Origin of the sequence: Herbaspirillum sp. AP02 (assembly GCF_015767275.1) — a bacterium.
Classification (GTDB): domain Bacteria; phylum Pseudomonadota; class Gammaproteobacteria; order Burkholderiales; family Burkholderiaceae_D; genus Herbaspirillum.
Map to the genome: position 1 here is coordinate 162,303 of NZ_JADWMY010000006.1, position 23,187 is coordinate 185,489.

Here is a 23,187-nt window from a genome sequence, read left to right on the forward strand (position 1 = left end):
CAAGACTTAGGAGAAAAAATGGCAGGCCATTACACCGATGCAGATGATCAAAATTTCTGGCCCGGGTTCGTCGACTCGATGGTCAATATGGTGATGTATCTGCTTTTGCTGATCGCCATCCTCGCCATGGCGGTGATTCCTGCGCACCCTGCATCGCGAGTTCGACGTCAACATCAACTGGCTGCTCAGTGGCATGGAGGCTGAATTGCCGCCGCGCCACGGCTTTCATGTCAAGGCCCTCATCAAGGACTATGTCAGCGCCACAGAACGCGGCAAGTCGCTGGTGATGATGGTGGCGAGTTTTTTGGTCGTCAAGCGCGGCTGAAGTTAATGCCTGTGGTCTTGCCGGCGCCGTTGCCAGGCAGGCCAGGCAAGGGATACGGGTGGCGCGCATGACCTGCCCGTATTGAGGAGAGGACATGTTCAGTGAAGAAATCGGCGGCCGGATCAAGGAGATCCGGCTCGCCAACGGCCTGAGCCAGCGCGAGCTGGGTCAGCGCCTCAATACATCCACCGGACACATCAGCTGGCTGGAAGCCGGCAAGGCGATGCCCGGTGGCGAGTTGCTGTTGCAGTTGCATCGTGAACTGGCGGTGGACCTCAACTGGCTGCTGACCGGCAGCGAGCCCGAGGTGCTGCCGCAGGAGGGAGACAAGGACGTACGGCTGCTGATCGATCACTACTGCCGTTCCGACCTGCAGGGCCGGGAAATCATCCGCATCCTGGCCGGTTATGCGGGACGGGACTGCCCCTGAAGCAGGCTGCCAGCCCCGCCAGGCGCGGGCAGGAAGCTTATCTGCCTGCACCCGGTGCAGCGGTCGCCGCGGTGTTTGCCGCTTCCGCGGCCGTCGCTGCGGCCCGCAACTGCACATCCCGATTCAGGCGCCAGACCAGCAAGGAGGCCAGCAGGGTCGTGCCGACGATCACAAAACCGACCACATCGAAGTGCCGTAATTGCCCATCAGGCCCGAGCGTAACGATATGGCCGGCCACCACCGAGGCCAGGCCACCGGAAAGTTGCTGGATCGAGGCGCTCACGGCATTGAACGAGCCGCGCTGGGTCGGCGACGGGATCGACGAGACCAGCGCCTGGAATGGGATCATCCGCGAGAAAATACCCAGGAACAACACCGCATTGACCAGCACGATCATCGGCACCGTCACCGGCCCCAGGTGGGTATAGATCAACACCATGATGATCGACAGCACCGCCCCGAAGAGGAACACGCGGAACTTGCCGACCTTGTCGGCCGCACGCCCGATCAGCGGGCCGAAGGCAATGGTGCACAGCCCCGTGACCAGGTAGACCGTCGGCAGGTGGTGCAAGTCGATGCCCAGGTTGCCGACCAGATAGGCACTGCTGAAGGGCATGAGCATGAAGCCACCGGTCATCAGCAGCGCCGTCGTGGCGAAGGCGGTCAGATGGCGCGGTTCGGTCATGGTGTGATACAGGTGCATCCACGCACTGTGTTCCTGCTTGAGCTTCAGGTGGCCGTCCACCGGCTGCATCTTCATCGACACCACCACCCCCCCGACTGCCCCCAGCGCCGCCATGGCCAGGAAGGGGATATGCCAGTTCCAGGTATTGGACAGGTACAGGCCGATCGGGATGCCCAGCACCTGGCTGGCCGCAAACGAGGTCTGGATGATCCCCATGACACGCCCGCGCAGATGGGGCGCGAACAGGTCGGTGGCGATGGCCAGCGTGATGGAACCGATCACCCCGCCGAAGAGACCCGTCACGATGCGCGCCAGCAGCAGGCTCTCGAAACTTTGCGCCAGGCCGCACCAGATGGTGCCGATCACGAAGCCGCCGTAGAAGAACAGCAGCAGGCGCTTGCGGTCGAAGCGGTCCGCAAAGCCCGCGGTGAGCAGGCCGGAGGCACCAGCGCTGAAGGCATAGGCCGATACCACCAGGCCGAACTGCTGCGGTGTGATCTGCATGGCCGGCATGATCACCGCGCCCAGCGGCGACATCAGCATGAAGTCCAGGATGACGGCAAATTGCAGGAAGGCCAGCAGGCCGGTCACGGTCTTCTGGTAGCGGGTAAAGCCCGCCTGGCTGGACGGTGAGGGCGGCGTGGATGGCGTGGGCGGGCGAGTAGGGCGGTTGGCTTGAGGCTGACTCAAAAGGGGCTCCTTGGCGTATCGGTAGGGCAGTTCTGCCGTGTCTTCGCGTCCTGGTCCGCATGAACGTGACCGGGCGCTGTGTCGTCGCTGACGGGTGAGCGCGCGCGATATTGTGCCGCCACGTTACGACCGCTGCGGCTGCAGCAGGGGGAGCGGTCGGGAGGGGGCGGGCTTGCAAGAGTAGGCGCAAGCGGCGGCTTAGGCAAGCCTGGGCCCACCTTCCCGACAAAGTCCGCACGATTGGTCAGTCTTTCGTCACATTTCGTATTGCAAATGTGAAGATAAAAAAACGGTGAGGCCCGTCCCGCGGGCCTCACCGTCTTCTCTTGCCTAAAACACCCGTTAACCCCGGCTCAGGGGGCCCATGAGCCCCATGAGCCCCATGAACCTCAGTCAACCCCTGCCGGTCTCCTGGAAACGACAGGTCAGCCGCGCCGACCCGTCGCGGCCGGGGAAGATGTCTGCTGCCTCATTGCTTGAGCAGGCTGCACTTGGACTCCGCCACGGTGGTGAAGGCCTGCTCGCCCGGGATGGTCTCCAGCAGCTTCAGGTAATCCCAGGGCTTCTTCGATTCGGCTGGCGACTTCACCTGGTACAGATACATGTCATGGATGTTGCGGCCGTCGGCGCGGATATAGCCCTTGTTGTAGAAGTCGTCGATGCGGGTCTTCTTCAACTGCGCCATCACCTTGGTCGAATCATCGGTGCCGGTCGCCTCCACTGCCTTCAGATAGGTCATGGTGGCCGAATAGGCGGCTGCCTGGTGGGTGCTGGGCATCTTCTTCATCTTCTGGAAGAAGCGTTCGGCGAACTTGCGCGAAGGCTCGTCCTTGTCCCAGTACCAGCTGTCGGTCATCATCAGGCCCTCGGCATTGGCCAGGCCCAGGGCGTGGATATCGTTGATCACCATCAGCAGGCCCACCAGCTTCATGGTCTTGGTGACGCCGAATTCCTTGGCGGCCTTGATCGAATTGACGGTGTCTTCGCCGGCATTGGCCAGGCCCAGGATCTGCGCCTTGGAGGCCTGGGCCTGCAGCAGGAAGGACGACAGGTCCGAGGATTGCGGCGGGTGCTTGATCGATCCCACCACCGTGCCGCCGCTGGCCTTGACCACGGCGCTGGTGTCGTTGGCCAGCGAATGGCCGAAGGCATAGTCGGCGACCAGGAAGAACCAGGACTTGCCGCCCTGCTTGATCACCGCGCTGGCCGTGCCCTTGGCCAGGGCCACGGTGTCGTATTCGTAGTGCACGGTGTAGGGCGTGCATTCCTCATTGGTCAGGCGCGCGGTGCCGGCGCCGATGTTGATGTAGACCCGCTTCTTCTCGGCCATCACCTTGTTCATGGACAAGGCCGTGGCCGAGTTCACGCCGCCGATCAGCATGTCCAGGCCGCGCTCGTCGGCCCATTCGCGGGCACGGGTGGCGGCGATGTCGGCCTTGTTCTGGTGGTCTGCCGAGATCACCTCGATGGGTTTGCCCAGCACCTTGCCGCCGTAGTCGGCCACCGCCATGCGGATCGCCTCCAGGCCGCCCAGGCCATCGGTATCGGCATAGGGGCCGGACATGTCGGTGATGAAGCCGATGCGCACGGCGTCGTTGGATACCTGGGCCGCCGCCGGGCCGGCCAGGCCAAAGGCGCCGGCAACGGCGCAGGTCGCGGCCAGCAGGCGTAGCTTGGTCGATGTAGTCATGCTTTGTCTCCTCGTTTTTATCGGCCGCCTGGTGGCGGCTCGTGGTTCGTGATCACTGCACTGCGATTGAGCCCAGGCGGCGTTGCACCAGCAACTGGCGGGCATAGTCCACCCGCACGTCATGGCTGGCGACCATCTGTTGCACCAGCCAGTCCATTTCCGCCGGTTCGGCGCCGGCCGCCAGCGCGATATTGCGGGCATGCAGCGCCATGTGGCCGCGCTGTATGCCTTCGGTGGCCAGGGCGCGCAGGGCCGCCATGTTCTGTGCCAGGCCCACGGCCACGGCGACTTCGGCCAGTTCCTGGGCGCTTTGCACGCGCAGGATCTTCAGCGCCGCGCGGGCGGCCGGATGGGTCTTGGTGGCACCGCCCACCAGGCCCACCGGCATGGGGATTTCCAGCGTGCCCACCAGGTCGCCGTCGGCGGCGATTTCCCAATGGGTCAGCGAAGTGTAGCGTCCCTGGCGGCAGGCGTAGGCATGGGCGCCGGCTTCCACCGCCCGCCAGTCGTTGCCGGTGGCCACGATCACCGGGTCGATGCCGTTCATGATGCCCTTGTTGTGGGTGGCTGCCCGGTAAGGATCGACGGCGGCGAATTCATAGGCATCGACGATGCCGTTGATGACTTCCTCGCCACTGTATTGCTCGGTGGCCAGCACCTTGGCCGAGACCTTCACCCGCGCCCGCGCCAGGCGCAGGTCGGCCAGGTTGGAGAGGATGCGCAGCCGCACGCGGCCGCCGGTGATCTGCTCGATATGGCCAGCCACTGCCTCGGCCATGGTATTGACGGTATTGGCGCCCATCGCATCGCGCACATCTACGATCAGGTGGGTCACCACCATGGCGCCGCGGCGGGTATCGGGGAAGACATGCACCTCGATGTCGCGGCAACCGCCTCCGAGCTGGTTGAGCAACTGGTCGCGGCTGTTGGCGATGTCGATGATGGCCTGGCGTTCCTTGAGGATGGCCAAGCGCGCTCCATGCGGATCGCCCACGCCGATCAGCTGGATCTGCGCCCGCATCAGTGGCGTGCTGCTGGAGGTCTGGAAGCCGCCGCAGGCGCGCACCAGCTTGGCCATGAAGGAGGCCGCGGCCACCACCGACGGTTCTTCCACGGCCATGGGGACCAGCACGTCACGGCCGTTCAGCTGGAAGTAGCCGGCCACGCCCAGCGGCAGCTGGAAGGTGCCGACCACGTTTTCGATCATGCCGTTGGCGGTCGTCAGCGGCAGGCCGCCGGGTTGTCCCAGCAGAGCCTGTTCGGCCTCATCCAGCTGGGCCAGCCGGCCGACTTCGGCCAGGCGCTCGGCGGGAGCAAGGGAACGGAAGCCGGGCAGGCGGGAATCCGGGGCCGCACCCGGGAGGGCGTCATTGCGCATGCGTTTGTCTCACTGGTTGTCGTTGGTGTCGTCGGCCCTGGCAAGGAAGTCTTCCCCGGACCGCGCAGGCAGGATAGCAAGCGTGTACCATTGCGCGTGGGTACAGTTGTGACCAACAGCAGGTGAACTGTACCCAAGACAATCCCTTTGCATTGCAGCAAGAATCTTCATTTTTTGCCCACCCCAGGCCCGCCAGAGGCCTCGCCGGAGACCCGTCGCCATGGCTGACGCACCCACCCTCACCAGCACCCTGGTTCAACTGATCCGCCGCCAGATCGCCGAAGGCCTGCACCCGCCCGGCAGCAGGCTGCCGTCGATCCGCGAAATGGCGGCGCGACATGGCTGCGCCAAGAACACCATCGTCAACGTCTTCGATGAACTGACGGCCCAGGGCGTGGTGGAGCCGCGTCGCGGCTCCGGCTTCTTCGTCTGCGTGACACCGCCGCGCCCCAAGGAAGAAGAGGAGGGCAGCCTGAGCCGGGCTATGGACGTGGTCTGGCTCATGCGCGAACAGTTGAAGCACGACCCCGGTCATCTGCGCCTGGGTGATGGTTTTCCGCCGGTGGAGTGGTTGCACGACGTGCGGCTGGACAAGTTCCATCAGAAGGTGGTGCGCACCGGCATGGGCGCGCTATTCGGCTATGGCAGCCGTTTCGGTTACCTGCCACTGCGCCAGCATCTGGTGCAGAAACTGGCCCAGCACGGCATCGAGGCCGGCACCGGCCAGATCGTCCTGACCCACGGCGCCAACCAGGCGCTGGATATCGTGATCCGCAACTTCGTGCGCCCCGGTGACCGGGTGCTGGTCGATGAGCCGGGCTACTACATGCTCTATGGCAAGCTCAAGCTCTCGGGGGCGCGCATCGTCGGCATTCCGCGCCTGCCGGACGGGCCGGACGTGGACGCACTGGAACGCGAACTGAAGCTGCCGGGCAAGCCGCCGCTGTTCTTCACGCAGTCGCTGGCACACAATCCGACCGCCTCCGATACCTCGCCCCACAAGGCCCACAAGATCCTGCAACTGGCCGACCGCTACGATGCCCTCATCGTCGAGAACGATGCCTTCGCCGACTTCAAGCCGGCCACCGCGCCCCGCATCGCCACCCTCGACCAGTTGCGCCGCACGCTCTACATCGGCAGTTTTTCCAAGTCGGTCTCGGCCGCCTTGCGGGTGGGCTTCATTGCCTGCCATCGCGACCTGGCCAGCGACCTGGCCGACATCAAGATGCTGGTCCATATGAGCAGCTCCGAATACTGCGAACGGACCCTGGACGTGATCCTCTCCGATGGCCATTTCAGCCGTCATACCGCACGCCTGCGGGACCGCCTGACCCAGGCCACCGAAGCCGCCTGCCAGCAGTTGCAGCAACTGGGTGCGCAATTGTTCTGTGCACCACAGCAATCCATGTACCTCTGGGCGAGATTCCCGGCCTTCCCGGATGCCAAACGGCTCGCCCAAGGCCTGATGGCGCGCCATATCGTCCTGGCGCCGGGCAGCATTTTCCATGTCGATCCCGAGCAGGACGTACCCTGGTCGCGCTTCAATGTCGGTTTGTTGTCCGATCCCCGTTTCGCGTCGGCGATGGCAGAAATGATGATCACTTCCGGTGGCATTCCCGGCGGCTGAGGCGTATCCGACCCTCCTGGGTCGCACGTGGGAAGTGAGGCCGCATTGCCCATGTGTTCTGCCTTTTGCTTTCTTGTCCAGCCTGATCCCGCGTGCCATAGTGCAAGGCAGCGGCAATCGGGGTTGTCGTGGTCAAAAGAATAATGAAAGCATGCTAACTATTGGGGGAGTGCCTGTCAGGTGCTTCACTCGGGACGGATCTCAAATGAACATCTTAGGCAATATGAATATCGGCAAGCGCCTCACGCTCGGCTTTGCCGTCATCCTGGCTTTTTCCGCCGTGGTGGCGGGGATGAGCCTGTGGCGACTGGAGCAGGTCTCCTCCGCGACCCGTGAAATGATGAGCGATCCTCTCAAGACCGAGCGGATCATGGGGGATTGGTACACCAACCTCTCATCCGGCATTCGCCGCACGCTGGCCATCGCCAAGAGCAGCGACCCGTCGCTGGGCCCCTATTTCGCCGCCGAGGCGGCCGAATCGACCCGCAGTTCCACCGAATACCAGAAGGCGGTAGAGAAGCTGCTGGTGACCCCTCGCGAAAAGGAGCTGTTCCAGAAGATCGGCGAGCAACGCAAGATCTACCTGTCCTCGCGCGACCAGATCGTCAAGCTCAAGGCCGAAGGCAAGGTGGATGAGGCCATGCAGTTGCTGGACAAGACCTTCGTGCCGACTGCTGCCGCGTACCAGCAATTGATGCGCGACATGGTCGATCTGCAGCGCAAGGACATCGATGAAACCGCCAAGGAAATCGACGACATCGCCGCCCAGAGCCGGGTGCTGATCCTGGTGCTGGAAGGCTTGATCCTGCTGCTGGGCATCGTGCTGGCGCGCTACCTGACGCTGGGCATCACCAAGCCGCTGCAGACGGCCGTGACCGTCTCGCGCAAGGTGGCCGAAGGCGACCTCTCGGCCCAGGTGCAGGTCAGTACGCGTGACGAAACCGGCCAGTTGCTGCAATCCCTGCGGGACATGAACGACAGCCTGCGTGGCATCGTCTCCAACGTGCGCACCGGCACCGACACCATCAGCACCGCCTCCTCCGAGATTGCGGCCGGTAACCTGGACCTGTCCTCGCGCACCGAGCAGCAGGCCAGCTCGCTGGAGGAAACCGCCTCGGCCATGGAAGAACTCATCTCCACCGTGCGCCAGAACGCCGACAACGCCCGCCAGGCCAGCCAGCTGGCGCATTCCGCCTCGGCCGTGGCCGAGCAGGGCGGGGGTGTGGTCAACCAGGTGGTCGACACCATGGGCGCCATCAATGCCTCTTCACGCAAGATCGTGGAAATCATCAGCGTGATCGATGGCATCGCCTTCCAGACCAATATCTTGGCCCTGAACGCCGCCGTGGAAGCGGCCCGTGCAGGGGAGCAGGGACGTGGTTTCGCGGTGGTGGCCTCGGAAGTGCGTTCGCTGGCCCAGCGCTCGGCTTCGGCCGCCAAGGAAATCAAGGAACTGATCAACGATTCGGTGGAAAAGGTCGACGACGGCAGCCGCCTGGTCGAACAGGCGGGCAACACCATGCAGGAAGTGGTCAGCAGCGTGCGCCGCGTGACCGATATCGTGGCCGAGATCAGCGCTGCCAGCGCCGAGCAGACCAACGGCATCGAACAGATCAACCTGGCCATCACCCAGATGGATCAGGTCACCCAGCAGAACGCCGCGCTGGTGGAAGAAGCGGCCGCAGCAGCGGCCTCGATGCAGAACCAGGCTGGTCAGTTGATGCAGATGGTCAGCGTGTTCCGGCTCAGCGAGGGCGAACCGGTGGTACGACGCGAGATCGACGTCACGCCGAGCGGGCCTACGCTGCCCGGCTGAACCGAACCTCGAAGACGGCCCCACGCGGGCCGTTGCCTGCCGTGATTTCCCAGCCATGCGCCTGGGCGATCTCGGCGCAGATGGATAAACCCAGCCCCGCGCCCTGGTCGCGTCGATGCGGCCCGCGCCAGAAGCGCTCGAACAGGTGGGGCAGGGCGTCCTCCGCGATGCCCGCTCCCTCGTCGCGTACCGACAGCCGTCGGGCATTGGCCTGCAGCGTCACGGTTCCGCCCGGCGGGCTGTGATGCAGGGCATTTTCCAGCAGGTTCTTGCACAGCACCCCCAGCGCACCCGGATCGGCCAGGATCATGGGCGGTGGCGCACTGTCGGCCGGTTCGATCACCACCTTTACCGCCATCTGCTGCGCCAGCCGTTCCAGCTGGCTGGCGGCCTGCCCCCAGGCGGCCTGCGGGGCGGTCTGCTGCATGCTGTAGTTGTGGCGCTCGCTGGCTTCGGCCAGGGTCAGCAGTTGCTGCACCTGGCGCGCCATGCGATCGATATCCTGCAGCAGTATCTCGCCGTCGGCGACGTCGCCCAGTTCGACCTGACCGCGCATGAGGGTCAGTGGCGTCTTCAGTTCATGGGCCGCGGTGGCCAGGAAATCGCGCTGCTGGCGGTAGCCCTGCTCCAGTCGATCCAGTGCCAGGTTCACCGAGTGGAACAGCGGCGTGATCTCGCGGGGTACGTCTTGTACCGACAGGCGCGCCGACAGATTGTCGATGTCAATGGTGGCCGCCGCATTGGCGGCCCGGCGCAAGGGCTGGAGCAGATGATGCAGGGTCACCGCCACGACGATGGAAAACAGCAGCGCGCAGACAATGGCGCCGATGATGATCATCCAGGTCAGGCGCTGCCCCTTGTCATCCTGGATGATGCGCAGCAGGCGCTCGCTGCGCATGACCTGGACGTAGTAGTTGCGGCCGCCATGTTCGAACTGCCGGGTGAGTACATGCAGGGTGCGACCATCGACACGCAGTTTCAGTCGCGCTGGCGCGGGTGTGAAGGGATTGCCCGGCTCGGCATAGGGCTGGGTGATGCCATCCGAGGCCAGCAGGACACGGCCCCGCTCATCCAGGATGCGATAGACGCTATCGGCCTTGAGGATTTCGTAGGCAGCGTCGTCCTTGTCGTTGATGGCGGTGCGGTAGGGGCGGTCGTTCTGGTCGAACTGCAGGCCCTTGATGACCTGGCCGGCATTGTTCTTCAACGACAGGTCGGTCAGCAGGTCCGGTCCCCAGCGCAGCATCAGCGTGATGGCGCCGATGATCACGGCACCGGTGACTGTCAGCACCAGTGCGGTCACCACCTGCAGGTGCCGGGCCAGGCTACGGTTGCAGCCAGCCCGGGCGGGGGTGTCCGTCATGTTGGTGGCGTTGGTAGCGGTGCTGGCCTCAGGCGTCTTCATGCTGCAGTTTCAGGGCATAGCCCAATCCACGTTGGTTGATGATCTGTAAGCCGGAATCGATGCCGGCCAGCTTGCGTCGCAGGCGATGCAAGGCCACGTCCAGTGCGTTGGGCGTGACCGGCTCGGCAATGCCCCAGGCGGCGGCCTCCAGCGCGGTACGACGTGCCGTGGCCCCGGCTGCCCGCACCAGGACCAGCATCAGCTGCAGCTCGGCCGAGGACAGGGAAATCGACTCCGCCCCGCACACCATCCGGCTTTCCGTCGGATCGATGCGCAGGTCGCCATGTTCCGGTGCCAGGCTTTGCTGCTGCGGTGCGCGTCGCATCAGCGCACGCACGCGGGCCACCAGTTCTTCCATCGAAAAGGGTTTGGGCAGGTAATCGTCCGCGCCCGCTTCCAGTCCGTCGATACGGTCATGCAGGGCATCGCGGGCGGTCAGCATGAGACAGGGCGTATCGATGCGGCGGGCGCGCAACTGGCGCACCAGTTGCAGGCCGTCGCCATCGGGCAGGTTGCGATCCAGCACCAGGGCCGGATAGCGGATCTGTGCCAGGCCGGTGGTGGCCTGGGACAGCGTGCCGTAGACATCGGTCTCGATGCCTGCCGTCGCCAGCGCCCGGCTGATCAGCGCGGCCATGCGTTCATGGTCTTCCAGCAGGGCGATGCGATTCATCATGAAGGAATGGGTTCCGTCAGAAGTGGTAGAGGTAACCGGCCCGGACTGCGGCGGCGCTGCTGCGATCGACCAGCGGGCTGTCGGTGATGCCGCTGCCGAAGCGGGTCACGCGCAGATCCAGGAACAGCGACTGCGAGGATGTCATCTGCCAGTCGGTACGCAGGCCACCGACCAGATTGGCGGTCGAGCTGCCCTGGTAGAAGGCGCGACCGGCGCGGACCTCGTTGCTGCGTACGCCGAAGTAGTAGTCCACATAGTCGCTGCTCATCCAGTTCACTCCCAGATAGGGGGCCAGTGTGAAGCGACCGCTCTTGAAACGGTGCTCCCCGCGCAGCTTGACGGTCTGTCCATGGCTGTTGCCGGAGGCATCGGCCAGCCATTCCAGGGACAGGTCGGCATACGGGTTGCGCCACAGGGCGGCGCCGCCCAGCCAGAAGCTGCCCTTGCGCTTTTCCATGCCGTTCAGGATAGGCGCATCGCTGCTTTCATAGCCCTCATCGGTGTACTGTGCCCGCAGCGAGAACCCCACCGGGCCGACGGCACCCAGCTTCAGGTCGGCCGTGGTGCCGAACAGCCGGAACCGGGGGCCATTGTACATAAGCAGCGGCAGCGCCCGGGTGCGATTGCCGTAGCCGGCATAGGGACTGCGCTCCACGCCCACGCCGGCACCCAGCGCCCATTGGCTGGCGTTGTCGGAGGTGGGCTCGGCGGCGGCGGATTGCTGGCCGTGGGCCAGGAGGGGCAGCATCAGTAACGTAGCGCAGGCCAGGGGCAGGCGCGCAGAGAGGCGGTTCGACATGTGTACTCCAGGGGGAAGACGTAAAGGGGGATGTGACGCCGGCATCATCCCGTGACCTGTCTTACCGCATCCTTACCTGCGGCACATGCCGACATCGATCATCTGGCCTGCTTCCAGTAATCCGGCTGGGCATACGCGTGCCGCAGGAAATCCACAAATGCGCGGATACGCAAGGGCAGGTGACGCCGCTGCGCGAACACGGCGTAGATGGAGGGCGCCGGGGCGGCGAACCTGTCCAGCACGGTCACCAGCTCGCCGGCCTCGATGGCGGCGCCGACTTCCCACATCGAACGCCAGGCCAATCCACGGCCGGCCAGCGCCCAGTTGTGCAGCACCTCGCCGTCATTGCAGACCATGTTGCCGCCGACCTTGTAGATGCTGACCTTGCCCGATTGCTTCAGGGTCCAGCCGCGCTGGCTGCCTTCGCTGCTCATGGCCAGGCAATTGTGGCGTACCAGCTCATCCGGCGCCTGCGGCGTGCCGTGGCGGCGCAGGTAGGAGGGAGCCGCGACGATGACGCGATGGTTGTCCGCCAGCTTCACGCTCACCAGGTTGGAGTCGGTCAGGGTGGCGATGCGGATGGCGACGTCTATCCCTTCACCGATGACGTCGGCAATGCGATCGTTCAGGTTCAGCGTCAGCGTCACGTCGCGATGCTCGGCCAGGAAGGAGGGGACCAGAGGCGCCACGTGCTGGCGTCCGAACCCGGCCGGGGCCGAGATCAGCAGTTGCCCGCTGGCGCGGGCGCTGCGTTCGGAGACGGCCGATTCGGCATCTTCCAGGTCGGCCAGGATGCGCTGGCAATCTTCTAGGAAGGCCGCGCCCTCATTGGTGAGCATGATCTTGCGGGTGGTCCTCTGCAACAGTTTCACGCCCAGGCGCTCTTCCAGTGCGTCCAGCCGCCGGCCTATCATGGCCGGGGCGATGCCTTCGGCGCGGGCCGCGGCTGACAGGCTGCCACGGGCGGCGACCTCGGCAAAGGTCGAAATCTGCTTGAACTGGTCCATGCGGGTCCCTGTGGAGAGGCTGGAATCAGGGGTAAAGCCGCGCCGGGAGTGGCGTGGGCGGAATCCCCATCAGCTGCTGATTATCTGCTCACTTATGACTAAAACGCAAAGATAAAGTGATAAAAGCTTCCACTCATATGGATTTTGTTTAAATATACTGCGTACATAAAGTGCGTGATGCGACGCAAAAAGCGACAGCGCATCAGGCACAATCATGAAAACAAGATAAACAAGATCACCTAGTCCATTTTTCTTTTTGAGGAGTCCAGCATGACGCAACTGAAGCTGCCTACCGGCATGGAAATCTCCGGCGAGATCAAGCCGGGTTACGAGAACGTTCTGACCTTTGACGCCCTGTCGCTGGTCGCCAAGCTCTCGCGCGCCTTCGAAGGCCGTCGCCAGGAACTGCTGGCCGCCCGCGCCGAGCGCGTCAAGCGCCTGGATGCCGGCGAGCGCCCCGACTTCCTGAAGGAAACCGAGTCGATCCGCACCGGCGACTGGAAGATCGCGCCCATCCCCGAGGCCCTGAAGTGCCGTCGCGTGGAAATTACCGGTCCGGTCGAGCGCAAGATGGTCATCAACGCCTTCAACTCGGGCGCCGACAGCTACATGACCGACTTCGAGGATTCCAACTCGCCGGTCTGGGATAACCAGATCAGCGGCCAGATCAACCTGTCCGACGCCATCCGTCGCACCATCTCGTTGGAATCCAACGGCAAGAGCTACAAGCTCAACGACAAGATCGCCACCCTGGTGGTGCGTCCGCGCGGCTGGCACCTGGATGAAAAGCACGTCACCCTGGACGGCAAGCGCATCTCCGGCGGCATCTTCGATTTCGCCCTGTTCCTGTTCCACAATGCCAAGGAACAGCTGGCCCGTGGCGCCGGTCCGTACTTCTACCTGCCCAAGATGGAGTCGCACCTGGAAGCGCGCCTATGGAACGACATCTTCGTGATGGCGCAGAACGAGATCGGCCTGCCGCAAGGCACCATCAAGGCCACCGTCCTGATCGAGACCATCACCGCGGCCTTCGAGATGGAAGAAATCCTGTACGAACTGCGCGAGCACAGCGCTGGCCTGAATGCCGGTCGTTGGGACTACATCTTCTCCTGCATCAAGAAGTTCAAGAACGACAAGGACTTCTGCCTGGCCGATCGCGCCAAGGTCACCATGACCGCACCCTTCATGCGTGCCTATGCGCTACTGCTGCTGAAGACCTGCCACAAGCGCGGCGCCCCGGCCATCGGCGGCATGAGCGCGCTGATCCCGATCAAGAACGATCCGGAAAAGAACGCCATCGCCATGCAGGGCATCATCAACGACAAGCGTCGTGACGCCACCGATGGCTATGACGGCGGCTGGGTCGCGCATCCGGGCCTGGTCGAGGCTTCGATGAAGGAATTCGTGGCCGTGCTGGGCGACAAGCCCAACCAGTTCGAGAAGCAGCGTCCGGACGTGGACGTGAAGGCGGCCGACCTGCTGAACTTCCAGCCGGAGACGCCGATCACCGAAGCAGGCCTGCGCTACAACATCAACGTCGGTATCCACTACCTGGGCGCCTGGCTGGCTGGCAACGGTTGCGTGCCCATCCATAACCTGATGGAAGATGCGGCGACCGCCGAGATCAGCCGTGCCCAGGTGTGGCAGTGGATTCGCAGCGCCAAGGGCAATTTGGAAGATGGCCGCAAGGTCACGGCCGACATGGTGCGCGCCATGATCCCGGAAGAGCTGGCCAAGGTGAAGCAGGTGGCCGGCGACGGTCCTACCTATGACCGTGCGGCCAAGATCTTCGAAGAGATGTCCACCTCCGAGACCTTTGCCGAATTCCTGACGCTGCCTCTGTACGAAGAAATCTGATTCAGTTCCTCTTCAGCCGGAATGAACATCCCCGCCACTCGCAAGAGGGCGGGGATTTTTCATGGGCCGGGGTGTTGTCGAGGTGATGTGCCGCTCGTCCGTACGGCATATCCGGACAACTGCAAAAGTGACAGACGAAAAAAATCCCCGACGAGTCGGGGATTTTTTCTAGCTTGAAAAGCTTAAGCAGCCGGAACGATGTTCGAAGCTTGCTTGCCCTTCGGGCCGGTGGTCACTTCGAAGGAAACGCGTTGGTTTTCCTTCAGCGACTTGAAGCCATTCGATTGAATAGCCGAGAAGTGAGCGAACAGATCTTCGCCGCCTTCGTCCGGGGTGATGAAGCCAAAACCTTTTGCATCGTTGAACCACTTGACGGTACCAGTTGCCATTACGGACTCCTAAATTTAATTGATTGGGGCTTGCGCCCGGCTCTTTATCGTTACTCGGGAGGAATGACAGCGAAGAACCGCACTACCAGCTCGAATCCTAACGACGCGACGATTATACTCATTAAATTGAGAATGCAAGCCAATTTCGACTCGAAAGTTCAATTAAAAATTTTAATGGTTTTTTTCGGTGCTTTAGATTTCCGTGCATGTCGGCAAATGGTGCAAGAAACAGCCCTCAATCCCTTGTCTGGTGCGGCTTTCCGGTTGTCGGTCAGTGTCCTACGCTATCCTGTCGGGCAGTTTCCTACAGCGCTTTTTCGGCATTCTGGCGGTAGATCAGCACAACCGCTTCGGTCGCAATCCCCTCTTCACGGCCCAAAAAACCCATTTTTTCATTGGTTTTTGCCTTGATGTTCACTTGCTGCCCAGAAATCCCCAGGTCAGCCGCAACATGCGCCGCCATGGCCGGAATATGCGGGGCCATCTTGGGTGCCTGGGCGATGATGGTGGCATCCACGTTGCCCACGACATAGCCGGCCGCGGCCAGGCGTTTGGCAGCTTCGCGCAGCAGCACGCGTGAATCGGCGCCCTTGAATTGCGGGTCGGTATCGGGGAAATGGCGTCCGATGTCGCCCAGCGCGGCCGCGCCGAAGAGGGCATCGGTGATGGCGTGCAGCAGGGCATCGGCGTCCGAGTGACCCAGCAGGCCCTTCTTGTGCGGGATGGTGACGCCGCCCAGGATCAGGGGACGGCCTTCGACCAGGGCGTGACAGTCATAACCCTGGCCGATGCGGAAGGGGAAGGCAGTGCTCATGCGTGCGGACCTTTCAGGAAGAATTCGGCCAGCGCGGCGTCCTGCGCCAGCGTGACCTTGAGATTGCGGAGGCTGCCTTCGACCAGGCGCGGGCGCAGGCCCAGCATTTCGATGGCGCTGGCGTCATCGGTGATGGCGGCCAGGCGATCCTGCTGGCGCGCCTGTTCCAGGGCGCGCAGCAGCAGGGCGTAGCGGAACATCTGCGGCGTCTGCGCCGCCCACAGGCCGGCACGCGGTACGGTGTCCTGCGAACGGGACTGGTCATCGCCGCGTTTGAGGGTATCCACCACCGGCAGTGCCAGCAGGCCCCCGACCTCATCAGCCGCCAGCGCATCGAGCAGGCGGTCGATCAGTACCGCATCCAGACCGGGGCGGGCAGCGTCGTGGACCAGCACCCAGTCGCCATCGGCGGCCTGGTCGCGGAGGGCCTGCAGTCCGTTGAAGACACTGTCCTGCCGCGTCGCTCCGCCCACCCGCAGTACCGTGGCGTGGGCCGCCAGGGCAGGGGGCAGCAGGGCATCGATCCAGCCATCCTCGGGGCTGACCACCACGAAACTGTGGTCGATGCGCGGATGCGCGGCAAAGGTCTCCAATGCATGCAGCAGCATGGGTTTGCCGGCCAGCGTCATGTATTGCTTGGGAATTTGCGCGCCCATGCGGGCGCCCACGCCGGCGGCCGGGATCAGCGCGTAATGTCGGGGGGGGATGCTTGAGGACAACGGAAGCTTCATGCGGGCCAGACCGGCCCCGCTCGCGACCCGCCTGGCGGCGGCCCGGGATGGGGCCATCGTTTATAATGAGAGGCTGAATTCTAATGCCAATCCCTTGCAAGTGGCCGGCATTTTGCGGCGGTCGCATGTTGATGCGCCGATCCAATAAACCGAATCAAGCCAAATCAACCCGAATTAGCCTGAATCAGGCCGAATCAAGTCGAGTTAAGCCGATCCTCCTCCGATCCTGAATGTCCTTCGATCCGAAAAAATCCCTGCCCAAGACGGGTGTCCGTTTCCAGCCGCCGGCCGTGCACGGTTCGGCCGATGCCTACCTGCTGGCCCAGGCGGCCCTGGCGCTCAAGGCCGAAGGCCGCATGCTGGCCGTGGTGGTGGCCGGCGCCACCGATGCCCAGCGCCTGCTCTCCGAAATCCCCTGGTTCCAGCCCAAGGAGGGCGAGCGCCTGCGCTGCCACCTGCTGCCGGACTGGGAAACCCTGCCCTACGACGCCTTCTCGCCGCACCAGGACCTGGTCTCCGAACGCCTGGCCACGCTCTATGAAGTGCAGTCCGGCCAGTGCGACCTGCTGATCGTGCCGGCCACCACGGCCTTGCTGCGCATGGCGCCGCCGCAGTTCCTGGCGGCCTATACCTTCTTTTTCAAGCAGGGCGAGAAGCTCGACGAGGCCAAGCTCAAGTCGCAGCTCACCCTGGCTGGTTATACCCACGTGGGGCAGGTGATGTCGCCTGGCGAATATTCGGTGCGCGGCGGCCTGATCGATATCTTCCCCATGGGTTCGGTGTTGCCGTACCGCCTGGACCTGTTCGGCGAAACCATCGAGACCATCCGCACCTTCGATGCCGACACCCAGCGCTCGCTCTATCCGGTGCCGGAAGTGCGCCTGCTGCCGGGCCGCGAATTCCCCATGGACGAGGCGTCGCGCCTGGCCTTCCGCAACCGCTGGCGCGAAGTGTTCGAGGGCGATCCTTCGCGCTCGGCCATCTACAAGGACATCGGCAACGGCATCGCCTCGGCGGGCATCGAGTATTACCTGCCGCTGTTCTTCGAAGAGACGGCCACGCTGTTCCAGTACCTGCCGGCCAATGCCATGTTCGCCACCGTGGGCGACATCGAGCAGTCCATCAAGCGCTTCTGGAGCGATACCCGCTCGCGCTGGACCTTCCTCAACGCCGACCGTGAACGTCCGGTACTGGAGCCCAGGGCTATCTATCTGGATGACGAAGATTTCTTCACCCTGCTGAAGCCCCATGCGCGCTGGGTGCTCAAGACCGACGACGCCCCCTCGGCCATCTCGGCCCCGCTGCCCAACATCGCCGTCAACCGCCGCGCCGACGACCCGCTGGTGAACCTGCGCAGCTTCCTGTTGAAGGGCGCCGAACGCGTGCTGATCTGCGCCGAGACCAATGGCCGGCGCGAAACCCTGCAGCAATACTTCGCCGAATACGACCTGCATCCGGTGCTGTGTGAGGACTGGGATGCGTTCCTGGCCAGCGACGAGCCGCTGATGCTGGGCGTGGCGCCGCTGCAGGCCGGTTTCATCACCGCCGCTGGCCTGGCGCTGCTGACCGAGACCGAGCTGTACGCCGGCAGCGGCCGCCGCGTGGGCAGCCGCAAGCAGCAGGCGGCCACCGATGTGGAACACATGGTGCGCGATCTGTCCGAACTGAAGATCGGCGACCCGGTGGTCCACAGCAGTCATGGGATCGGCCGCTACATGGGCCTGGTCAGCATGGACCTGGGCGAGGGCGAGACCGAGTTCCTGCACCTGGAATACGCCAAGGAAACCAAGCTCTACGTGCCGGTCTCGCAGTTGCACGTGATTTCGCGCTATTCCGGCGCCTCGCCGGAAGATGCGCCGCTGCATGCGCTGGGCTCCGGCCAGTGGGAAAAGGCCAAGCGCAAGGCGGCCCAGCAGGTGCGCGATACCGCCGCCGAACTGCTGAACCTGTACGCCCGCCGGGCGCTGCGGCAGGGTCATGCGTTCCAGTATTCGGCGCATGACTATGAGGCCTTTGCAGACAGTTTCGGTTTCGAGGAAACGGCCGACCAGGCCGCCGCCATCAACGCCGTCATCCAGGACATGACCGGCGGCAAGCCCATGGATCGCCTGATCTGCGGCGATGTCGGCTTCGGCAAGACCGAGGTCGCCCTGCGCGCGGCCTTCGTGGCAGTGATGGGCGGCAAGCAGGTGGCCATCCTGGCACCGACCACGCTGCTGGCCGAACAGCATGCGACCACCTTCGCCGACCGCTTTGCCAACTGGCCGGTGAAGATCGCCGAACTGTCGCGCTTCCGTACCGGCAAGGAAGTCACGCAAGCCATCAAGGGCCTGGGCGATGGCACCATCGACATCGTCATCGGCACCCACAAGCTGCTCTCGGATGAAGTGAAGTTCTCGCGCCTGGGCCTGGTCATCATCGACGAGGAACACCGCTTCGGCGTGCGCCAGAAGGAGGCGCTCAAGTCCCTGCGTGCCGAGGTCGATGTTTTGACGCTCACCGCCACCCCCATCCCGCGCACGCTGGGCATGGCACTGGAAGGGCTGCGCGATTTTTCGGTCATCGCCACCGCGCCGCAAAAGCGCCTGGCCATCAAGACCTTCGTACGGGCCGAGAACGAGTCCACCATCCGCGAAGCCTGCCTGCGCGAGTTGAAGCGGGGCGGCCAGGTCTATTTCCTGCACAACGAAGTGGAGACCATCGCCAACCGCAAGGCGGCGCTGGAAGCATTGCTGCCCGAGGCCCGCGTCGCCGTGGCCCATGGCCAGATGCACGAGCGCGACCTGGAAAAGGTGATGCGCGACTTCGTGGCGCAGCGCTTCAACATCCTCTTGTGCACCACCATCATCGAGACCGGCATCGACGTCCCCACCGCCAACACCATCATCATGCATCGCGCCGACAAGTTCGGCCTGGCGCAGCTGCACCAGTTGCGTGGCCGGGTCGGCCGTTCGCACCACCAGGCCTATGCCTATCTGCTGGTGCAGGATGTGCAGGGCCTGACCAAGCAGGCGCAGCGGCGCCTGGAAGCGATCCAGCAGATGGAGGAGCTGGGCAGTGGCTTCTACCTGGCCATGCACGACCTGGAAATCCGCGGTGCCGGCGAAGTGCTGGGCGACCACCAGTCGGGCGAGATCCACGAGATCGGCTTCCAGATGTATTCCGACATGTTGAACGAAGCCGTGCGCGCCCTGAAGGATGGCCGCGAGCCCGACCTGGCCGCGCCGCTCTCGACCACCACCGAGATCAACCTGCATGCCCCGGCCTTGCTGCCCAACGATTATTGCGGCGACGTGCATGAGCGGCTGTCGCTCTACAAGCGCTTCGCCAACTGCGAGAAGTCCGACGCCATCGACGCCCTGCAGGAAGAACTGATCGACCGCTTCGGCAAGCTGCCCGACCCGGCCAAGGCACTCATCGAGACGCATCGCCTGCGTATCGCCGCCAAGCCGCTGGGCATCATCAAGATCGATGCCCATTCGGAAGCGGCATTGCTGCAGTTCGTCCCCAATCCGCCGATCGACGCCATGCGCATCATCGAACTGGTGCAGAAGAACCGCCAGGTCAAGCTCAACGGCCAGGACAAGCTGCGTATCACCGCCAGCATGCCCGACCTCTCGGCGCGGGTGCAGCAGGTCAAGGCCACCATGAAGGCGCTGACCGGCTGATCGGCTGAGCCCGGCCCACCAGCGTTTTTCCAACGCATCACGCATCAACGACATCACCCCAAGACATGAATCTGATCCTGCAAGCCCCCAAGCAACACGCCGTCTCTCCTGCCGCCATCGACGCTATCGCCGCCCTGGCCGGTGCTCGCGCCGAGCGCATCGACCCCAGCCGCGTGGCCGGCGCCGATGCCTGGCGGGTGACCGGCGTGAGCCTGAGCGATACGCTCAAGTCCAGCATCGATGCCGCCTGCCTGAAAGCCCGCCTGGACTATGCCTTCATCGAGGAAGGTCGCCAGCTGGCCGATTTCCGCCTGGTCGCCATGGACATGGATTCGACCCTCATCACCATCGAATGCATCGACGAGATCGCCGACATGCAGGGCCTCAAGCCCCAGGTGGCCGAGATCACCGAGGCCGCCATGCGCGGCGAGATCGAATTCAACGAAAGCCTGACCCGCCGGGTGGCGTTGTTGAAGGGCCTGGATGCCGGCGCCCTGCAACGGGTCTATGACGAACGCCTGCAACTCTCGCCGGGGGCGGAAAACATGTTGAAGGCCGTGCAGGCGGCCGGTCTGAAGACCTTGCTGGTCTCAGGGGGCTTCACTTTCTTTACTGACCGCATGAAGCAACGCCTGGGCCTGGATTACACCCACGCCAATACCCTGGAAGTGGCCGACGGCAAGTTGACCGGCAAGGTGGTCGGCGGCATCGTCAATGCGGACGAGAAGCGTGCCACGGTCGAACGCATCTGCCGCGAGATCGGCGCCGAGCCGTCCCAGGCCATCGTCATGGGCGATGGCGCCAATGACCTGCGCATGATGGGCATCTCGGGCCTGTCGGTCGCTTTCCGCGCCAAGCCGGTGGTGCGCGCCCAGGCCAGCGTGGGCTTGAATTTCGTCGGGCTGGACGGCATCTTGAATTTGCTGGCCTGAATCCCGGACCAGCCAACCGACCCACTTCAGGAGACACGATGAACCAGGAACTGGTATTGGATTCGCAAACGCAATCGGGCCGCGACCTGGTATGGTGGCTCTATCTGGCCCATGCCGCCTGCCTGGTGTTTTCGCTGGGCATGCTGTCTTGCCTGCCACTGATCGTCAATTACCTCAAGCGCGGCGATGTCCGCGATACCTTCCTTTATACCCATCATCGCTGGCAGATCCGCTCGTTCTGGTGGTACCTGTTCTGGCTCATCGCCGGTGGCGTGCTGTGGGCGACCGTGATCGGCATCCCGCTGGCGGTGCTGGTCTTCGCGCTGGCCTGGATATGGAAGGCTTACCGGCTCATCAAGGGTTTCCTTGATCTGCAGGACAACAAGCCCATGCCGGTGTGATCCTGGTCGGACTGGATCCGGCCGAGCTGAAAGCTTCCACGGCGCCCTCCCTGGGCGCCGTTTTTATTGCAGTGAAGCAAAACTGTCGGTAGCAAGGGATAATAGTGATATTGAAACGTTTCAATGATAATCTCGAATTATTACTAGACAGCATGATGCGGTTTACCCCCCTTTCGCCCGGCATTCGCCCGTGCGTGCCGGACGGGAGGCCGTTTCCACGGAAGGGAAAACCTGCGCATGAAGAACTGGACGATCAAGCAACGCATACTGGGTAGCTTTGGGCTCATCCTGCTGCTGATGGCCTTGATGGCGGGCATCTCCGCGGTCAACCTGGGCCGTATCGAGAAGAGTGCCACGGCGCTGCGCCAGGATTCGACTCCCGGGCTGTACTACAGCACCATGATCAATGCCGCCTGGTATGAAAACCTGCTGATGACCCAGCAGATCGCCCAGATCGATTCCAACGAGGCGGAGCGCCAGGCCAATCTGGCGCTCTTGCGTCGTAACGGCGAGCGGCTGGACCGGCTGCAGGAAGACTACGAAAAGACCGTCTTTGCTGACGATGATCGCAAGCTCTTCGAGCAATTCAAGGAAACCCGCCAGAAGTATCGCGCCCTGGTCACCGAGGTGCTGAAGATGGACTTCAGCCAGCGCGCGCCCGTCGACAAGCTGTTCAACGAGCAGATTCGCCCGCAGTGGCGTCTCGGCTACCAGCTGACCCAGCGCATGGTGGAAGTCAACAAAGGCGTGGCCGACGATGCCGCCAGCCGCATCAACGATGCCGTCACGTCGGCCCAGTTTGCGATGCTGATGTCACTGATGGCCGCCTTGCTGGCGGCACTGATCTGCGGCTTCTTCCTGATGCGCGCCATCAATGAACCTCTGCAGAAGCTCATGCGCATCCTCGATGTGATGCGCTCCGGTGACTTTTCGCGTCGCGTGGCGCTGGACCGCAATGATGAATTCGGTGTGCTGGGCAGCGGCTTCGACCGCATGACCGACGAGCTGACCGCACTGGTCTCGCAAGCCCAGAAGTCCTCGGCGCGGGTGGCTACCTCGGTCACCGAGATCGCCGCCACTGCCCGCCAGCAACAGGCCACCGCCGCCGAGACGGCGGCCACCACCACCGAAATCGGTGCCACCTCGCGTGAAATCCACGCCACGTCGCGTGACCTGGTACGCACCATGAATGAAGTCTCGGTGGTGTCGGACCAGACCTCGTCGCTGGCCGGCAATGGTCAGGCCGGTCTGAACCGCATGGAAGACACCATGCAGAACGTCATGGACGCGGCCGGCTCGGTCAGTGCCAAGCTGGCCATCCTCAATGAGAAAGCCGGCAACATCAACCAGGTCGTCACCACCATCACCAAGGTCGCAGACCAGACCAACCTGCTCTCGTTGAACGCCGCCATCGAAGCCGAGAAGGCCGGCGAACATGGGCGCGGCTTCTCGGTGGTGGCCACCGAAATCCGTCGCCTGGCCGACCAGACGGCTGTGGCCACCTATGACATCGAAGTCATGGTCAAGGAAATCCAGTCGGCCGTGGCGGCCGGCGTGATGGGCATGGACAAGTTCTCCGACCAGGTGCGGCGCGGCATGCAGGATGTGCAGACTGCCGGTGGCCAGCTGTCGCAGATCATCGCCCAGGTGCAGGCGCTGGCGCCGCGCTTCCAGATCGTCAATGAAGGCATGCAGGCCCAGGCCAACAGCGCCGAGCAGATCAATCAGGCGCTGGTGCAGTTGTCCGAAGCCGCCCAGCAGACCGTGGAGTCGCTGCAGCAATCGAGCCAGGCCATCGAGGAATTGAACGTGGTCTCCAATGAATTGCGCAACGGTGTGTCGCGCTTCAAGGTAATGGACTGAGCCG

The 23,187-nt window shown here is 63.6% G+C and carries 19 protein-coding genes; 9 read left to right on the forward strand and 10 right to left on the reverse strand.

What is annotated here, in order from left to right; genetic code table 11:
- Nucleotides 1-18: 18 nt before the first annotated feature.
- On the forward strand, nt 19-204 hold the full coding sequence (locus I5R65_RS24285) for a hypothetical protein (RefSeq protein WP_231395178.1): 186 nt from the start codon (nt 19-21) through the stop codon (nt 202-204).
- Nucleotides 205-419: 215 nt separating this feature from the next.
- Nucleotides 420-755: a helix-turn-helix domain-containing protein gene (locus tag I5R65_RS14195; protein ID WP_180668284.1), complete on the forward strand. Its 336-nt coding sequence runs from the start codon at nt 420-422 to the stop codon at nt 753-755.
- Between the two features lie 37 nt (nt 756-792).
- Here I5R65_RS14195 and I5R65_RS14200 read toward each other — a convergent pair whose 3' ends face one another.
- The 3 genes from I5R65_RS14200 to I5R65_RS14210 all read right to left on the reverse strand — a co-directional run bounded on the left by I5R65_RS14200 (nt 793) and on the right by I5R65_RS14210 (nt 5,198).
- Complete coding sequence (locus I5R65_RS14200; protein ID WP_180668285.1) at nt 793-2,130, reverse strand: MFS transporter; 1,338 nt, start codon at nt 2,128-2,130, stop codon at nt 793-795.
- Nucleotides 2,131-2,599: 469 nt separating this feature from the next.
- Complete coding sequence (locus tag I5R65_RS14205; protein WP_180668286.1) at nt 2,600-3,820, reverse strand: ABC transporter substrate-binding protein; 1,221 nt, start codon at nt 3,818-3,820, stop codon at nt 2,600-2,602.
- Nucleotides 3,821-3,872: 52 nt separating this feature from the next.
- Nucleotides 3,873-5,198: a hydroxymethylglutaryl-CoA reductase, degradative gene (locus tag I5R65_RS14210; RefSeq protein ID WP_180668287.1), complete on the reverse strand. Its 1,326-nt coding sequence runs from the start codon at nt 5,196-5,198 to the stop codon at nt 3,873-3,875.
- 220 nt (nt 5,199-5,418) lie between these two features.
- Here I5R65_RS14210 and I5R65_RS14215 point away from each other — a divergent pair, with 220 nt between their 5' ends.
- Nucleotides 5,419-6,825, forward strand: a complete 1,407-nt coding sequence (locus tag I5R65_RS14215; protein ID WP_180668288.1) for a PLP-dependent aminotransferase family protein — start codon at nt 5,419-5,421, stop codon at nt 6,823-6,825.
- Between the two features lie 205 nt (nt 6,826-7,030).
- Nucleotides 7,031-8,641, forward strand: a complete 1,611-nt coding sequence (locus I5R65_RS14220) for a methyl-accepting chemotaxis protein (RefSeq protein ID WP_180668289.1) — start codon at nt 7,031-7,033, stop codon at nt 8,639-8,641.
- Here I5R65_RS14220 and I5R65_RS14225 read toward each other — a convergent pair.
- From I5R65_RS14225 to I5R65_RS14240, 4 genes are all read right to left on the reverse strand, one after another.
- Entirely contained in the window at nt 8,625-10,046 is a 1,422-nt protein-coding gene (locus I5R65_RS14225) for a cell wall metabolism sensor histidine kinase WalK (RefSeq protein WP_180668290.1), read from the reverse strand. The genes I5R65_RS14220 and I5R65_RS14225 overlap by 17 nt on opposite strands.
- On the reverse strand, nt 10,033-10,719 hold the full coding sequence (locus I5R65_RS14230; protein WP_180668388.1) for a response regulator transcription factor: 687 nt from the start codon (nt 10,717-10,719) through the stop codon (nt 10,033-10,035). Before I5R65_RS14230 ends, I5R65_RS14225 begins: the two co-directional genes overlap by 14 nt.
- A gap of 19 nt (nt 10,720-10,738) precedes the next feature.
- The gene (locus I5R65_RS14235) at nt 10,739-11,521 is read right to left on the reverse strand and encodes a MipA/OmpV family protein (RefSeq protein ID WP_180668291.1); all 783 of its coding nucleotides are present in this window, start codon (nt 11,519-11,521) and stop codon (nt 10,739-10,741) included.
- Between the two features lie 98 nt (nt 11,522-11,619).
- Nucleotides 11,620-12,528, reverse strand: a complete 909-nt coding sequence (locus I5R65_RS14240; RefSeq protein ID WP_180668292.1) for a LysR family transcriptional regulator — start codon at nt 12,526-12,528, stop codon at nt 11,620-11,622.
- 270 nt (nt 12,529-12,798) lie between these two features.
- Between I5R65_RS14240 and aceB the strand changes: the two genes are divergently transcribed.
- The gene (aceB, locus tag I5R65_RS14245) at nt 12,799-14,385 is read left to right on the forward strand and encodes a malate synthase A (protein WP_180668293.1); all 1,587 of its coding nucleotides are present in this window, start codon (nt 12,799-12,801) and stop codon (nt 14,383-14,385) included.
- A 182-nt stretch (nt 14,386-14,567) separates the two neighbouring features.
- Here aceB and I5R65_RS14250 read toward each other — a convergent pair whose 3' ends face one another.
- The 3 genes from I5R65_RS14250 to ispD all read right to left on the reverse strand — a co-directional run bounded on the left by I5R65_RS14250 (nt 14,568) and on the right by ispD (nt 16,319).
- Complete coding sequence (locus tag I5R65_RS14250) at nt 14,568-14,774, reverse strand: cold-shock protein (protein WP_006464465.1); 207 nt, start codon at nt 14,772-14,774, stop codon at nt 14,568-14,570.
- Between the two features lie 304 nt (nt 14,775-15,078).
- Nucleotides 15,079-15,588 carry a 2-C-methyl-D-erythritol 2,4-cyclodiphosphate synthase gene (ispF, locus tag I5R65_RS14255; RefSeq protein ID WP_180668294.1) on the reverse strand — a complete coding sequence of 170 codons (510 nt, stop codon included), beginning with the start codon at nt 15,586-15,588 and terminating at the stop codon, nt 15,079-15,081.
- Complete coding sequence (gene ispD, locus I5R65_RS14260) at nt 15,585-16,319, reverse strand: 2-C-methyl-D-erythritol 4-phosphate cytidylyltransferase (RefSeq protein WP_180668295.1); 735 nt, start codon at nt 16,317-16,319, stop codon at nt 15,585-15,587. Before ispD ends, ispF begins: the two co-directional genes overlap by 4 nt.
- 230 nt (nt 16,320-16,549) lie before the next feature.
- Here ispD and mfd point away from each other — a divergent pair, with 230 nt between their 5' ends.
- From mfd to I5R65_RS14280, 4 genes are all read left to right on the forward strand, one after another.
- Complete coding sequence (gene mfd, locus I5R65_RS14265) at nt 16,550-19,987, forward strand: transcription-repair coupling factor (protein WP_180668296.1); 3,438 nt, start codon at nt 16,550-16,552, stop codon at nt 19,985-19,987.
- A gap of 65 nt (nt 19,988-20,052) precedes the next feature.
- Nucleotides 20,053-20,919, forward strand: coding sequence for a phosphoserine phosphatase SerB (gene serB / locus I5R65_RS14270; protein WP_180668297.1), 867 nt, complete (start codon nt 20,053-20,055; stop codon nt 20,917-20,919).
- 38 nt (nt 20,920-20,957) lie between these two features.
- The gene (locus I5R65_RS14275) at nt 20,958-21,320 is read left to right on the forward strand and encodes a hypothetical protein (protein ID WP_006464470.1); all 363 of its coding nucleotides are present in this window, start codon (nt 20,958-20,960) and stop codon (nt 21,318-21,320) included.
- 237 nt (nt 21,321-21,557) lie between these two features.
- Nucleotides 21,558-23,183 (forward strand): methyl-accepting chemotaxis protein, encoded by a 1,626-nt coding sequence (locus I5R65_RS14280; protein ID WP_180668298.1) that lies wholly within the window; start codon nt 21,558-21,560, stop codon nt 23,181-23,183.
- Nucleotides 23,184-23,187: the final 4 nt, after the last annotated feature.